Annotated in this window: 7 protein-coding genes; 3 read left to right on the top strand and 4 right to left on the bottom strand. The window is 53.8% G+C overall.

The genetic code is table 11. The features are described from left to right. Positions 1–68: 68 nt before the first annotated feature. From PGX04_RS32965 to brxL, 3 genes are all read left to right on the top strand, one after another. On the top strand, positions 69–1,892 hold the full coding sequence (locus PGX04_RS32965) for a hypothetical protein (protein ID WP_273742332.1): 1,824 nt from the start codon (positions 69–71) through the stop codon (positions 1,890–1,892). 6 nt (positions 1,893–1,898) lie between these two features. Continuing rightward, positions 1,899–4,322, top strand: a complete 2,424-nt coding sequence (locus tag PGX04_RS32960; RefSeq protein ID WP_273742331.1) for a PglZ domain-containing protein — start codon at positions 1,899–1,901, stop codon at positions 4,320–4,322. Positions 4,323–4,447: 125 nt separating this feature from the next. Then, positions 4,448–6,475, top strand: a complete 2,028-nt coding sequence (brxL, locus tag PGX04_RS32955; protein WP_273742330.1) for a protease Lon-related BREX system protein BrxL — start codon at positions 4,448–4,450, stop codon at positions 6,473–6,475. 28 nt (positions 6,476–6,503) lie between these two features. Here brxL and PGX04_RS32950 read toward each other — a convergent pair whose 3' ends face one another. The 4 genes from PGX04_RS32950 to PGX04_RS32935 all read right to left on the bottom strand — a co-directional run bounded on the left by PGX04_RS32950 (position 6,504) and on the right by PGX04_RS32935 (position 14,848). After that, positions 6,504–7,541 carry a hypothetical protein gene (locus PGX04_RS32950; RefSeq protein WP_273742329.1) on the bottom strand — a complete coding sequence of 346 codons (1,038 nt, stop codon included), beginning with the start codon at positions 7,539–7,541 and terminating at the stop codon, positions 6,504–6,506. Between the two features lie 71 nt (positions 7,542–7,612). Continuing rightward, positions 7,613–7,942, bottom strand: a complete 330-nt coding sequence (locus PGX04_RS32945) for a hypothetical protein (protein WP_273742328.1) — start codon at positions 7,940–7,942, stop codon at positions 7,613–7,615. Positions 7,943–8,043: 101 nt separating this feature from the next. After that, on the bottom strand, positions 8,044–11,682 hold the full coding sequence (locus PGX04_RS32940; RefSeq protein WP_273742327.1) for a UvrD-helicase domain-containing protein: 3,639 nt from the start codon (positions 11,680–11,682) through the stop codon (positions 8,044–8,046). After that, positions 11,675–14,848, bottom strand: coding sequence for a PD-(D/E)XK nuclease family protein (locus tag PGX04_RS32935; RefSeq protein ID WP_377043890.1), 3,174 nt, complete (start codon positions 14,846–14,848; stop codon positions 11,675–11,677). Before PGX04_RS32935 ends, PGX04_RS32940 begins: the two co-directional genes overlap by 8 nt. Between the last annotated feature and the right edge of the window lie 76 nt (positions 14,849–14,924).

Here is a 14,924-nt window from a genome sequence, read left to right as displayed (position 1 = left end):
TCTAGTTACTGACTATTCTAGCTTGGTGTCTCTGGATCCCCCGATCTGCTAAACTAGAACGGATGCGGATGACCCACGAGCAGGAGTACTATAAGAACTACGAGCGGAAAATTGCAGGCCTGCAGGAAATCGCTGAATCACTTCGCTCTGGCGACGACCATGACGACGTGTATATCTTCTCTCAAAGTAGAATTGACGATATTGGTAGAAGACCATTCCTCTACTGGTTTGGGGAAGAAACACTTCGTTTATTCACGGATTACGAAGCCCTTGGTGACGGGATCGCAGATATTGGGGTGGGATTACAGACGGACAATGATGATAAGTTTGTTAGAAAATATTGGGAAGTTGACAAATCTGAGCTCGGGAGACGCTATATCAGGTACCAAATGAGTGGGACAGATGCAGAGTACTATGATTATCCCACAGACTATGTTGACTGGGGTCAAGGTGAAGAGGAAATGAAAGAAACAGGATGGGTTAGGAACGAGAAATTCTATTTTAACCAAGGCGTCACATTCCGAAGATTTGGAAATTACTTCGTGGGGCGATGGTTGCCAAAAAACTCTATATTCCATGATAAAGCTCCATTTGTCACCTCTGAGTCACTGAGTGAAGAGATTCTGCTCGCAAACCTAAACTCTACCTTATATAGATACCTAGCAAATGGATTAAATCCAGGGATCAATTTTGAAGTTGGTGACGCAGAACGTCTTCCTATAAAATCATCCTATAATAATGAAGAAACATTAACGAAGCTTACCAACTTGTGCGTGTCCGAACGGAGATCTGTCTCAGAAATATACGAAATATCAGCTGATTTTAATGGTGAAGCCGTCGCTGCGGTCTTAAACAAAGACGTGTCGAGTCTTCTACGTGTTGAAGAGGCGATGAAGGCGCGGAAGTTGGCTGCTCACGGAGCAATCGACACTATTCTGTTCAATGAGTATGAAATCTCTCCTGAGACTCGGGATCAGATGTATGAACAGCTTCCAAAAAATACCGCGAGGTTCCCGGTTGCAACTGACGCACACGTCGAGTATCCTGATGTTCTCAGCGATCATATAACTATAAAAGACTTTGATCAAGATCGCCTCAACGAAGCAGTAGAAACGCTCTCTGAGATGGACACGCCGACACTCCGTGAAGCAGCACTGGAAACTAAACTGTCGCCACTAACTGTCGCACAGCTTCGGTATGATCACGACCTCTATACTGCTGATGAGTACACCGACACCGCTGGTCGGATCGTGTCGTTGATTGTAGGGACTCTGTTTGGGCGGTGGGACACGGGTAAAGATCTCCCTACGCTTGATGATGAAATTCTCTCATTCGGTGACGATAAACAAGTCGAATCGTTGCTCTACGAGGCAGTCGACTTGCTGTTCACAGATGGACAGGCCGTCATAAGCGACATGGAATCTGCGCTAAGTCGTAATTTGGAAGAGTGGCTTCGTGAGCGTTTCTTCCGGTATCATCACGTCGACGAGTACAAACCCCGTGGAGAGCGGAGCCCGATCTACTGGCAACTCGAAAGTCCGAACGGTGCGTTCAGCTGCTTCATTTATTACCACGGAATAGATGCAAATACCCTCCCGAAGCTCCGTGGCCAGTATCTCGATCCACGAATCGGCGAGCTCGAAAACGAACTCGAAACCTTGAACGCCCAAACCAACGGGGACAACCCAGACAAGGAACTCCTGAACAGAAAAGGAAAAGTCCAGAACGACCTCGACGACATCAGAGAGTTCCGTGACACCATCGACGAAATGATCGATGACGGTGTCACAGTTGACGTTGAGAAAGGAATCTGGGAGAACATCAAAGAGTGGGACCAGTACGATATTCTCGAAACCGGACTTCCGAAACTGAAATCGAGCTATTCGAGGTGATTCATTATGGGAGATCTTGCGAACAGTATTATCACGGAACTTCAGCAAAAATTCGACCGACACCCGGTCTGGGTGTGGTATGACGCCCAGGAGAAGTACAAGGGCGTCCTCGACGAGGTCGAAGCGGCACTCGATGACGTTACGCTCGCGCATTACGACGGCAGCTACTTCGAGCTGAAGCGCCGACTCCACGAGGAAGACCCGAATTACGAGAATAACTGGCTGTTCTACATCCCCGAGTCTCGAAACGACGCTGAGTGGTTCCGCGATGTCCACGCACTCGGACGGCAGTACCGCGTCGGTCAGGACATCGACGACACGCCGGTGACGCAGTTCCTCGTCGAGCACGACGAAGAGATCCCTGACGCGTACGAGGACTGGGGCCAGAACCGCGAGGTTCAGCGCCTGGCGTTCTTTTGTGTCCTCTTCGATACAGCAGGCCCGGCAACCGACCACTGGGTTCGATCCTACCTCGCCGACCCTGAAGAGTATCGTGACAAGATCGAGGACAACGCGATGGCCGACTCCTGGGACGCACAACTTCGCCAGGAGTACGGTGTCGACGCCGGACTCGACCCGAAGGAGTTAGCGACTCAGCTGCTCTTTGGCGAAGTTGCGAGCCGAGCCCCGACGACGCGGTACGACGAACTCGCTGCAGATGACACCCGTGCTGCGGCGGCATTTTGCGACGAATGGCAGCAATATGCCCCTGCCGAATTCACGCGCTACGCACAGCAGATCGAGACAGACTACGATCTGGCGGAGGCCGTAATCGACTCTGAACGGATTCACTGGGACGCCACAGCGTTCAAGGGCATCGACATGGGCCTTATTCGACTCGTGATGGAACGTCTCGCTGAAGAGACGTACGCCGACCTCCCTGAGATCGCAGCGGATCTCGAACAGACCGCCACGCAACGACGGAACAGCTTCTGGAACAACGAGGACCTCGTCGATTGGTCGGTTCCCGTTCAAGCAGTTAAAACGTTACAGCTGGTCGGAACCGTTGATGCGGATGAGGCGAAAACCCTTACCTCAGACGAGCTTGCCCAGAAATACACGAGTGAGGACGGCTGGTGGAAAGTTGACGCAGCCTATCGAAAATACATCAGCGCAGCGCGGGAGGCTACGTACCCCTATCCAAAGGAGACCACGGTGAAACAACGGGTCACCAAACACTACATGTCCTTCCTCCAGGATGTGAACCGCCCGCTTGCTGATATTCTGAATGAAGATCCGACGCTTGGAACACCCCAGACATCGTTCTACGAAGAGTTCGCTGACCTTGAGGACGGTACGGCGATCATCATCTGTGACGGCCTTCGATATGAACTCGCCGAAGCAATCAAAGAGAACCTTGGACTGCGAACCGACTTCGAGCAAGATCTGAGTGCAGTCAGCGCAGCACTCCCCTCGGTTACCGAAGTCGGAATGGCCGCCCACCTCCCCGGCAATCTCGGACTTTCACTCGAAAACGACGACCTCGTGGTGACCAGTGGCGGTGAGGAGATGAGCGGAAAAACCGACCGCGTCGAACGGTTCAGTGCTGCTGGCTTCGAAGTCGTCGGTATGAACGAGGTGAGCGACATCTCACTGGAAGAGCTCCAAGGCTCCGATCCTGTTCCCCGAATCGTCTACTCGGGGACAATAGACAAACTCGGCGAGAGTCTCGATGACGACGCTGCGTTCAGCCAGGTCGCCTCACACGTCGACGACGTGGAACGGACGGTTCAGCGTCTAAAACAGGCTGGCTACACACGGTTCGTGATCACGAGCGACCACGGCTTCCTCTACACGAATCGATTGACCGATGATCTCAAGGTCGAGTCACCAGACCTGGCCCCTGTGGTGAAACGTCGGTTCGCTGCGGCCAATCGTGACACGCCGCTCGTGGACACGGACGAATTTATCGAGATCGACCACGAGGCGCTGTCTGACCTCGGTATCACTGCCCCCGATCTCAAACTGCTATTCCCCCGAAGCGTCGCGTGTTTCAAAACACACGGCAACATGCGATACTTCCACGGTGGGATTTCACTTCAGGAGCTACTCGTCCCATGTCTTACCGTCACGACAAGCGAAATCGAAGAAAGCGCATCGATAAGTTACGACGTTTCGATACCGGATCCGATCACCAATTCGATCATTTCCGCCGAGATCGAGGCCAAAAGCGGGCAAGTAGCGTTCGATAGAGCACCAACCCTGGAAGTCCGCGCGAATATCGACGGCAAACCAGTCGCAGACACCGTTTCGATGGAGATCTCGCCTGGAACCAACAGTACCCGTATCCGACTCAAACAGGGAGCAATCTCTGGAGAGAATTCTGTTCAATTCGAAGTCATCAACACCGACACTCGCGAAACAATCACGAAGAAGACGGTCGAACTCGATCTGCTCTTTGGAGATGACGATATGGGGTTTGACATCTAATCGCTGCGGCATTCAAGCGATTGTCGCCACGATAGCAGCCGGGAGTTGAGATCGTCTGTTACCGTCTACCTCTATTTTTGTTCGACCGATACCAATATGCCCCCGGCTACATTGGCCATTATACAATGACAACTGAGGACGTCGATCAGAAAGCCCTCGACGTCTTTCCCGGACGCGTCGTCCGGAAGGATCTCGTTCAGGATATCAAGTCTGGGGTAAACGTTCCCACATACGTTCTTGAGTACCTCATTGGACAATACTGTGCCACAGACGATGAGGAATCTCTTGAGGAGGGGCTCGAAAAGGTCAAACAAATTCTGTCGAAACACTACGTCCGTCCCGATGAGGCCGAGTTCGTTAAAAGTGAAGTACGTGAGCGGGGCCGGTACCGGGTCATCGACAAGGTAACTGTTAGACTCGACGAGCAGCAGGACGCCTATGTCGGGTCGTTCGTCAACCTCGGGTTGAACGACGTCGAGATCAATGAGCACCTTGTCAGCAAACATCCGAAACTTCTGGGAGGTGGTGTCTGGGCAATTATCGACCTAGAATATCTTCCGGACAATGCGAACAGTCCCAAGAGTTTGTTCGGCATCGACTCTTTCAAACCGATCCAGGTGTCGAACCTAGATCTTGACCAGTTGAAAGAGCGGCGAAGAGAGTTCACACGTGACCAATGGTTGGATCTTCTTCTCCAGAGCGTTGGGTATGATCCCTCCGCGTTCAGCGACCGCGAGAAATTCCTCTTTCTAACCCGGTGTATTCCGCTTGTCGAATCAAATTACAACTATGTTGAACTCGGTCCGCGCGGGACAGGAAAGAGTTACTTGTACCGGGAAATCAGTCCCCATTCAATCCTTATTTCTGGTGGGAAGACAACCGTTGCGAAGCTTTTCTTGAACCTCAATACGGGCCGAATTGGACTGGTCGGTCGATGGGATGTCGTTGCGTTCGATGAAGTTGGAGGCCTTCGGTTCAGCGACTCGGAAGCCGTACAGATGCTCAAAGACTACATGGAGTCAGGGAGTTTCTCACGCGGAACTGAGGAACTTACGGCCCAAGCATCGATGGTCTACGTCGGAAATATTGACTTGGACATCGAGGGCGTCCTCAAAAGCTCTCATCTCTTCGAACCGTTTCCCGAAGAGATGCAAGATCTCGCGCTCATCGATCGATTCCACTACTACCTACCTGGATGGGAAGTACCTAAGATGCGATCCGAATTCTTCGGTGATCAGTTCGGCTTTATTGTCGATTACTTCGCTGAGTTCGTTCGCGAATTGCGGAAAGAATCGTACGGCGATGCCATTAATGAAGAGTTCGTATTTGGCGATCATCTGAACCAACGAGATGAAAAAGCCGTTCGGAAGACGGTATCTGGGCTGCTCAAATTACTCCATCCACATGGAGAGTATACGAAGGAGGATCTCCGTCAGTATCTCGAATTCGCTATGGAAGGGCGACGCCGAGTGAAAGAACAACTGAAGCGAATTGGCGGAATGGAATATCGAGCAGTCGAGTTCTCGTATCTAGATTTGGAAACGAAAGAAGAAATCCACGTTCCAGTCCCAGAAGAAGCTGATGAGGCACTTATTCCGCCTGGAACACAGCAGTCAGGCACTGTTTATACTATCGGTGATAGTGAAAACCGTCATGCTCCTTTCCGAATAGAAACTCAAGCACTTCCTGGCTCCGGGAAGACAAACATCTCGGGAACACCCGGTAAGCAGATGAAAGAGTCGTTTGAGACAGCGTGCGACTATCTCCAAGCAAATATGCGGGAACTTAGCCGTGACGAGGCTTTGAGCGAATACGACATCAATGTTCAAGTCCTCAATCCATCTGATGCGACCGAAGGTAGTGAGACAAGTGTTGGACTGCTTGTAGGAATCGTCTCGGGGATTCTCGACCGGCCGGTTAGACCACAAGCCGTCGTACTTGGAGCAATGAGTCTAATGGGTGAATTAGTTGCCGTGAGTTCTTTGATTGATAAGCTGCAACTGGCAGCAGATTCGGGTGCAAAGACAGTATTGCTTCCCGCAAAGAACAAAGAAGACTTAGCGACGATACCGGATGAACTCTTGGATCAACTACAGCTCGTGTTCTATACTAACCCTCTCGATGCGGCCAGTAAAGCGATTGAGTTGGATTAGTCATCTGTTCATCTACTTCGAATTCACCTCAAAACACTTCCTGCAATGGCCCTGCAGACACAACCGTCTCGTATCGTTCACGCACGTCCTCGAAACTCAAGAATTGCAGCGAGCTATGCGAAACAGGCTCGAGCACCGTCTCAAACGTCGGCCGCGTCATCTCCTTCCGAACAGCATCGGAATCCGACTCAGCTGCGACAATATACATATCCACTGCAAAGTTCGGCACCCGCGTCACGAAATCGGTCATCCGCAAGATCCCGCTATAGATACTCGTGGTACTCTCGACTTCGAACATCGCAACTATCGCGTCCCCCTCGAGCCAGATCACGTCGACATAGCGGATAATATTGGTCACTGCATCACTGAATCCCGGCAACACTAACTCCTCGAGACACCCCTCTCCCAACCGCTCACCTTGGTACGTCCGATTCTTGTCATTGATAGCAACATGAACGTCGTACCCGTGTTGCTGGCCTAGCTGCACGAGATACCACTGAATCTCGGTGTGCACTCGTCCATCATCGGCGTCGCTCGCTTGCTCGGTCTCAGTCTCCGGCTCAGAAGGACTCGCAACTGACTCATCAGACCGGAGATCCTGAAACGCCTCCTCGACAGAGTTGTATTCTGTCAGTAGCGAATTGATCGCCTGCTCAGAGACGCGCATGAACCCTCGAGGATGCCAGCCTTCACCGTAGCTAAGAAGATCACCGAGCTCAGCAGGCAACACAGAGATCGGCTCGTACTCGGAGATGGTGTAGATGTACTTGCTCTCGGCACTATCCCATAGTCGCTCTCCTAACGCCGCGTCCTCGAGTGTTACCCCGATACGGCCTGATGCGAAGAACTCCCCATCTGAGTAGAACAAGACCGGATCCCCAGTCTCCATCGCAGTGAAATAGCTGTATTTCTGTTTTCCGTCTGAAGTGCCCCAGATCCGTATTTCTTGATCGGCTTCTAAAATAGACGGGAGATCGATATCGGACGCTGAGATTGGCGAACCGACCGTCTGATCAAATCTCTCGCACCAATCTGAGCCAACTGGTGCGATATAGAGGCGAGACATATCTTGAGAGTCACAAGTGAATCTATTGAAGATTCCGCCGGTGAAATAGCTGACAGACGAAAACTCCGCTCTCACTGCTGATTTTCGCCCTGATCTAACGTGCCAAGTTGTGATCGGGCATCCTCCAGCGTGAACGACAATTGGATGGTGCTGACAAGTCCATAGGAAACAATCGCTTCGTCCGCGTTGAGTGCAAATCGAGCCAGTTGTGCCAGTCCAGCCCCCGAAAACTGCTCGTGATTTCTAAGTCCAGTAAGGAACGTATCACTGGAGAAGATTCGCTGAACAAGAATATAGAGGATCAGGGCTTGCACTCCCATTCCGTCTAATTCGAGTCTGTCCTCAGAAGATCCAAATTCTACAGAGAGTGTATCCAGTAATGCTTCAACTTGCTGTACCAACGTTTCCCCATCTAACAGGTGTTGCTTGATATACCGGTGGGATTCTTCGCTAAGGGTATAAGCGCCATAGAAGTCGAGACGCGAGTGAACAGAAAGCAACGCTATTCGAGTGAATCCACCATCGACCGAAGCTCTGACTCGATCTCACTCATCTGCCCACTACTCCACTCAAGAGACTCCTCGACGCCGGCGTCGGTAAACCGAAGCGATGCACGAACGTCACGCTTGGAATCGTGTTGCAACAGCGCCAGCGCATACGAAAGCAACTGCGGACGATAGTGCTCAAGCAGATCCGACGACGTCGTCCTCGAGAGACTGTTCGTCTTGTAATCGATGATCCAGTAGGTATCTGGAGTGACAAGCAGTCGGTCGATATCACCGACGATCCGATGTCCATCGAGCCGTGCGATCACCGAATACTCGTCGTGTGCTTCCTCGATTGTCACCGCCCGTTCGGCAGACTCCGCAAACGAGATCGCATCGTCGGCATGAGCCACTACTGACTCAACGTCCGCTGCAGTCGGTTCATCATCGGCCATTCGACTCACTCGTTCGATAAACGACTCCCAGTCATCTCGTGGCGGTCGAAGTTCGGCGAGTCGATGAACGACGGTCCCAAACGTAGTCGGTTGCAACCCGGTCTCCCGTGATTCTGCCGGGAAATTCATCCCTCCACTTTCCTCACGTTCATCGGCTAGTGCATTGACAAGCGTGGTTGCAGCCACTCGAGTCGCTGGCTCCTGTACAGACGGCGCCGGTATCGATATCGATGGCATCGAGTCATCCGAAGTCTCGTCCTGTGTCCACTCGACGGGACGTGACGGGGATCGAACCGTGTACGTTGCATCTCCGATTCGACCAGTTGCACTCCCGTTCCGAAACGCAGCCGTAGCCAGATCGTCGTCAAAGAGTACGGGCTGCAGCCAATCTCGCCATCGGCCTGCCTCGTCGAACGCATCCGGTTCACCAAGCGCGATACCACCCTCTTCCTCGAGTTCGATATCGTGAGTCCCACACAATAAGAGCCGATCTCGAGCTCGCGTACACGCAACGTAGAGAAGCCGCTTCGCTTCGGCTCGGTCCTGTGGACGTGAGATGCGATCTGCGTACTCGTGGGCGGCAGTCTTTTCGATCGAAAATGCATCGTCCGGATCCGGACCACCGACGGCAGGCAATGGTGGGATATCCTCAGACCCGTCGACCAAACGCACGTACCCATGATCGTCGATACTCCGGCCGAACTTGAGCGACGTCCCAAGATCCGGAACAGTAACGATAGGGAACTCGAGTCCTTTCGCGGCGTGAATCGTCATGAGCCGAACTCCCTCCGTATCACCCGGAATGTCGGCTTCACCCTCTCGTGGGTTGACCTCTGCCTGTTGATCGATTCGATGGAGCAACCCTGCGGCCGTATGAACGCCGTTTTCGCTCCAGGATCGTATTTGGTCGCGGAATTTTTCGACGTTCGCGACCGCCTGCTTCCCTCGCTCATCAGCACTGACGCTGGCGAGGTAGCCAGTGTCGTCGATAACGCGTGAGAGAACACGGTTCCAGGGAAGCGTTCTTGCTTCAGTCGGCGTCGCACAGCCGCTGAGCGTTCGCCACGTAGTCAGGAGGTCGTAGGCATCAGCGAGCTGTGGATCCTCCGTCGTAGCAAGCCCATCCCACACCGACTCCGCGTCAGCAACTTCTGTGGCGAGTCGATCGTCCGTGAATCCAAACAGCGGTGACCGAAGCACGCCGTAGAGGGAAACGTCGTCAGTTGGGGCGCCGAGTACTCGAAGGAGATTCGTCAGCGCCTGTACTTCTGGAGTATCGTAGAATCCGGAGCCACCGACAGTCGTATACGGAATCCTGACGTCCTCGAGAGCGCGCTGGTATCGATCGAGATGCCGTCGCCGACGGAGGAGAATAGCTACGTCAGCAGGCTGTGCCGGCCGGTGATCGTTCGAGTCAGGATCCTGGACGAGCGGTGGATCCGCAAAGAGATGTGTAAGTCGGGCAGCAAGCGCCTGTGCTTCAGCTTCGATCGTATGCTCGAGGGCACCCTCTGCAACGGGGTGATTGTCGCCCATGAGCGAGGCTGCCGTCTCGTCGTCGTCAGGGACGAGCAGGTACTCGACGTCACCTTCGAGACTATCGACGTCCTCGAGTCGATCTCGTTCCGCAGTAAGCTCCTGAGGCGATGCCTCGAACGGAGCATGGTCGTCACCTTCTGCCCGAAACACAGACGCAAAGAGTTCGGTCAGGAACGTCAGTGGTCCCTCGAGCGTTCGGAAGTTGCCCGACAGCTCGAGCTCCGTCGGGCTTTTGGCGTCGCTTTCAGGAACCGTATCGAGACCGAGTGCTGCGTTCGCCGACTCCAACTCATCACGAGCGTCACTGAAAGTTGTCACGTCGGCACCACGAAAGGCGTAGATACTCTGCTTCTCGTCACCCACGAGGAAGGCGTTAGTCGCTGTCCCGTCGTTGAGACCGGTAAGCAGTTTCACCAGCACCCACTGCTGCGGATCAGTGTCCTGAAACTCATCAACCATCACCGCTGCAAACTTGGCTTGCAACCGTTCTCTAACGTCGTCGTGATTCTGGAGGAACGAAATCGCCGTCTCGATCAGATCCGGGAAGTCAAGTGCATCTCGACGGTCCTTCTCGACGTCGTAGCGCTCAAGTACGTCCGCAAAGACTCGGAGCAGTGCCAGCGCATAATGTGCACTGTTTCGCTCTAGTTTGCCGGGCGTTGTTTCGACGGCGTCTTCGTATGGTTCGACTGCGTCGATCAGCGTATTGAGCGTCGCTTTCAGATCCTCGTAGACATCGGTGTGCTTGCCCCACTCGTCACTGCTCCCGACGATGTAGCCCGAGCTGCTGTAGAGACCACCGTTTTTCTTTTCACAGACCTCGTACAGTTCGGGGATCGCGTTCTGGCACTCTCGAGGATCGCTGTCGGCGGAGTGACGAGGGAAGCGCTCGGCTACAGCAGTAAGCGTCTCGAGTGCCTGTAACCCGTCAGCATCTTCGACTGTATGGTCGGCAGGAAGTCGCCCCTGAAGGTCGCGAAGGTTCTCCAGAACACCGTCATCATACAGCGTTTCACGAGCTTGGTCAGCATCTAGGTCACAGACATCCCAGAGGACGTCGACGTAGTCATCGGTGTCTGCATCCTTCCAGTGCTCGAGAGCCGTTTCACTTTGCGGCCGGTCATCGAGCAAACTGGTGAGAATCTCGACGAGCTGGCCGCGTCCCCAGAGCTGAGCGAGTAACCTCACATCCTCATCAGCTTGATTCTGATCGAGGAACTCCGTGACAACCTCGCGCTGCAGTACCGCCGCACCGTCCTCCTCGAGGACGTCAAATCCGAGCGGAACGGGTGCTTCGACGGCATACTCACGCAGTAGCCGCGTACAGAACGCGTGGATCGTATGGACGTACCCGTCCTCGAGTTCGTCGAGCACGTTGCGCCATCGATGGTACTCCTCTGGTGACTCGACAGCCGCAAGCCGGTCGTACAGTTCCTCACGAACTCTCTCAGTCAGCTCAGCAGCGGCTTTCCGGGTGAAGGTTATCGTAACGATATTTTCGGGTGTCAGCTCCGGATTCTCCGCGAGAAGTTTCACGTACCGTTCGGTCAGTGTTGTCGTCTTCCCAGTGCCGGCGCCGGCGGTGATCGCAACGTTTCGATCGAGGAGAAGCGCATCCTCCTGCTCGCTAGTCAGCGTGATTTCATCGCTCTCGTCAGTCATCGGCCATCACCTCCTCGAGGTCGACATCATCTTGTGCCCGCAATGGGACGTATGCACGCCCATCCTCTCGAGCTGTATCGAGATGCTCGCGTTTCCGGTGGTGCCGAACGTCACAGGACCGGCGATACTCACAGTACTTGCAGCTCGCGTCGCGTGAGGACAACAGCGTCGTGTGGAACCGCCCGTTCGCGATCGAATCGTCGAGTTGTCCCAGCCATGATGGAACAACCGTATCGAGGAACTGGCGGAGTTCGGTCTGTGAATCGAACTTCGATTCGATCCCACGTGGAACGTGGATGTCGTTTGGCGGGCGTACCTGATAGTACGTCGCTGCCAGATCAGCGTTCGCGAGTCTGTCGCCGTCGACGATATGATCGGCAGCGAGCAAGTAAATTGGGAGCTGGAACTTCGTCCCGCCCGTAGTTTTCGTCATATACGGCGCACGGCCAGTCTTGTAATCGTACAGTGTGAGCTTCGATCGATCCTCCGAGTTAGCTACGTCGAGGCGATCGAGGTAGCCACGAATCGAGACTGTCGATCCATCCCCGCAGTCAATGTTGAACGGCCCACTCTCCGAGTCCGGGAGGCCGCTACCGAACGGCGTTTCGAACAACGATGGACGGTCGTCAGTATTTCGTGAGAGCTCTTCCTCGAGAAACGTCACGAACAAGCCGCGTTCGAGTGCATCGTGTGGCACATCGGTAGTAGTGTATGGGTTTGACTCTTCATCGCCGAGGCCGGCGAACAGCTTGGCTGCCCACCGTTCGTAGAACAAGCCATCGTACGCGAAGTCAGCGTCGGCGAGTTCCTCGAGTGCGACATCGAGAAGATGCTGTTCGAGCTCATCTCGGTCATACTCGACGAGATCGATCTCATCGTCCGAAGACTGGAGATCTACGTAGAATCGCTCGAGCACGTCATGCACGTACGATCCAGTTTCCAGTGGCGTCGGCGTCACCTCGACGTCGTCCGGATCTTCAATGTCGAGAACGTTCTCGGCGTAGAATTTGAATCCACACTCGACATACCGCTCGAGACGGCTGGCACTGTACGGTTCCCGTTCCGACGGTGGATAGACCTCGTTCACGGTCTCGGCATCGAGAACGCCATCATATGGCGTGAGATCCGTACTGGCCCGTCGGTCGGCACAGACCAGGCCCCGATCGGTTCGCTTTGTCTGGGAAGGGGAGAAATCGCCGTGGTTGCCGGCGTGATCAACAGCGGCTCGTTTGTTGGAGCAATCAGCGATATGTCGCTGGAGATCTTCGCGGGATCCTACTCGCTCATCAACGCCTTCGATAGGATCGATACCTGTGACCCGTTGCAGTTCATCCAGTATGGGTGATCGAACGACAGCAGAATCGTCGTTACCCGTCTGTGGTGTCGTCAGCGTTGCTTCCGCAACGTTTGCAAGTAGTGTCGCGAAGAGATATCGCCCCCGAAGACGCTCGTCACCAGTATCGAATCGCGGATGGGCGTCCGTCATCTCGTCGAAAAACGCTGGTCGCTCTGGTGTCGTCGGGAAATGCTCCGTCGTCAATCCAACGATGAACACTTTGTCGAAAGAGCGCATCCGAGCATCCAGCATCCCCATTACTTCGACTTGGCCATCCGCACTACTCTGTGGAGCACGAACAGGCACGCCATCAAACGCGCGAGTGAACAGCGCTAATGGTGAGAGCCGACTTGAAGTAGCTGTCATCGTTTCAAACGATTCGAGAACCTCCTCAGTGAGAGCATACGCTCGCTTCTCGAGTTCCTGATCAGTGCCACCGGCGTAGGTCTCGACCGTATCGCTGATCTCGAGTTGCTCATCGAGAATCCTCCGAAGTGTCTCGATAGCTACATCAAGATCCTCCGTTCGAAGGGTCTCGAGTTGCTCGAGGAGTTCATTGATACGCACCGTTGTCTCGCCATCGAGGGTCTCGAGAAGGGGATGAAGAGATGCAGTATCCCGGCGACGTGCTGTCGCTGTAACGGTGGCTGCCTGCTCGGGTGAGATAAGATCAACAAGAGGGTTTGCCAGCAGTGATGTAAGATCCTCAGTTCGCAGATTCGGTTCAGCAAGGGCCAGAAGATCATGAATCACGTTCCCGGTGTACGTTCGATCTAGCTGGGCTGTCGCCGTCGTAACGTATGGAATCTCAAACGTCTCGAACGTATCAGAGATATATTCAGCGTAGGATCGAAGACCTGGAACGATAACGGCGAGGTCGTCTGGATCACGCCCGGTGGTCAGTTCGTTTCGAAGTTCGCGGGCAACATACCGCACCTCGCGTTCGGGTGTCGGAAGCTCCCGCCACTGTAGGGCCTCTGTATTGGGCACCGGATCGGGATCTGGCTGATACAACGCACTCGTAATGGCAGTTAGATCCGTTGTAGGCTCGGTCTCTTGTCGCTCAAAGTCCAGCGTCCGATACAGTCCGAGTGCATCAGTTGCGATTTTGTCGTCACCGCCCTTCCCGGCTTGGTGAAGGGGTAGTATCGCAATTGCATCGAACGAATCGACGATTCGCTGGAGAAGTGCTCGCTCGAGCGGCCGGAATTCGTAGTAGCCAGAGAGGATGACGACATCGATTTCCGGAGTCAATTCCGACAACGGGACATCGGCTGTCGCTACGGTTTCAAAGATTTCGCCTCGAGTCAGTATCCACTCCTCGAGGAGTTCGTCCTGGAGTGAGCGATACTGGCGATAGACATCGACTGTAGCTGTCGCAATGCGTTCCTCGAGTTCCGATCCGTTGAACTCTGTCTCGAGTGCAGATGCAGTCACAACGCCGGCGTCATCAAACAGCGAAAAGCGACTGCTGAACGCATCTGCAAGTGACGCCGAGGCCAATTCACAAGCGAGTATGCTCTCTTCATTTGCGGTTGCCCTATCGAGTGCGTATTCGGTAAGTCGTCGATCTAGCTGTCCAGGTGGGCGGTCGACTGGTCCCTCGAGTTTCTCGTACCACTCCCGCACAATGCCATCGAGCGTCTCGGTGCGGAGTTGGAGTGGTTTGTGTGTTTCAGCCCACTTATCCGCAACATGACTACGTCTCACGTCGTTCCGCGTAAGGTAGAGAACACTCCCAATAGAGTCCTCAGCGATCCGCTCAGCTGTCTGAAACGCTTGCGTTTCTAGATATTGGTGCTGGGGTCCAGAGAAAAGCGATCTACTCATTGAATATCTACTCTGATGATAGTGACAGTACTTTGTTTTTACCGATGATAGCTTCTCGAGTATAGTTCAAAATATG

The organism is Natrinema soli (assembly GCF_028618695.1).
This window is presented reverse-complemented; position numbering and strand designations above follow the sequence as displayed.

Coding starts and splice junctions, on each gene's coding strand:
- PGX04_RS32965 (WP_273742332.1), top strand. CDS start 69: ATGACCCACGAGCAGGAGTACTATAAGAACTACGAGCGGAAAATTGCA.
- PGX04_RS32960 (WP_273742331.1), top strand. CDS start 1,899: ATGGGAGATCTTGCGAACAGTATTATCACGGAACTTCAGCAAAAATTC.
- brxL (WP_273742330.1), top strand. CDS start 4,448: ATGACAACTGAGGACGTCGATCAGAAAGCCCTCGACGTCTTTCCCGGA.
- PGX04_RS32950 (WP_273742329.1), bottom strand. CDS start 7,541: ATGTCTCGCCTCTATATCGCACCAGTTGGCTCAGATTGGTGCGAGAGA.
- PGX04_RS32940 (WP_273742327.1), bottom strand. CDS start 11,682: ATGACTGACGAGAGCGATGAAATCACGCTGACTAGCGAGCAGGAGGAT.
- PGX04_RS32935 (WP_377043890.1), bottom strand. CDS start 14,848: ATGAGTAGATCGCTTTTCTCTGGACCCCAGCACCAATATCTAGAAACG.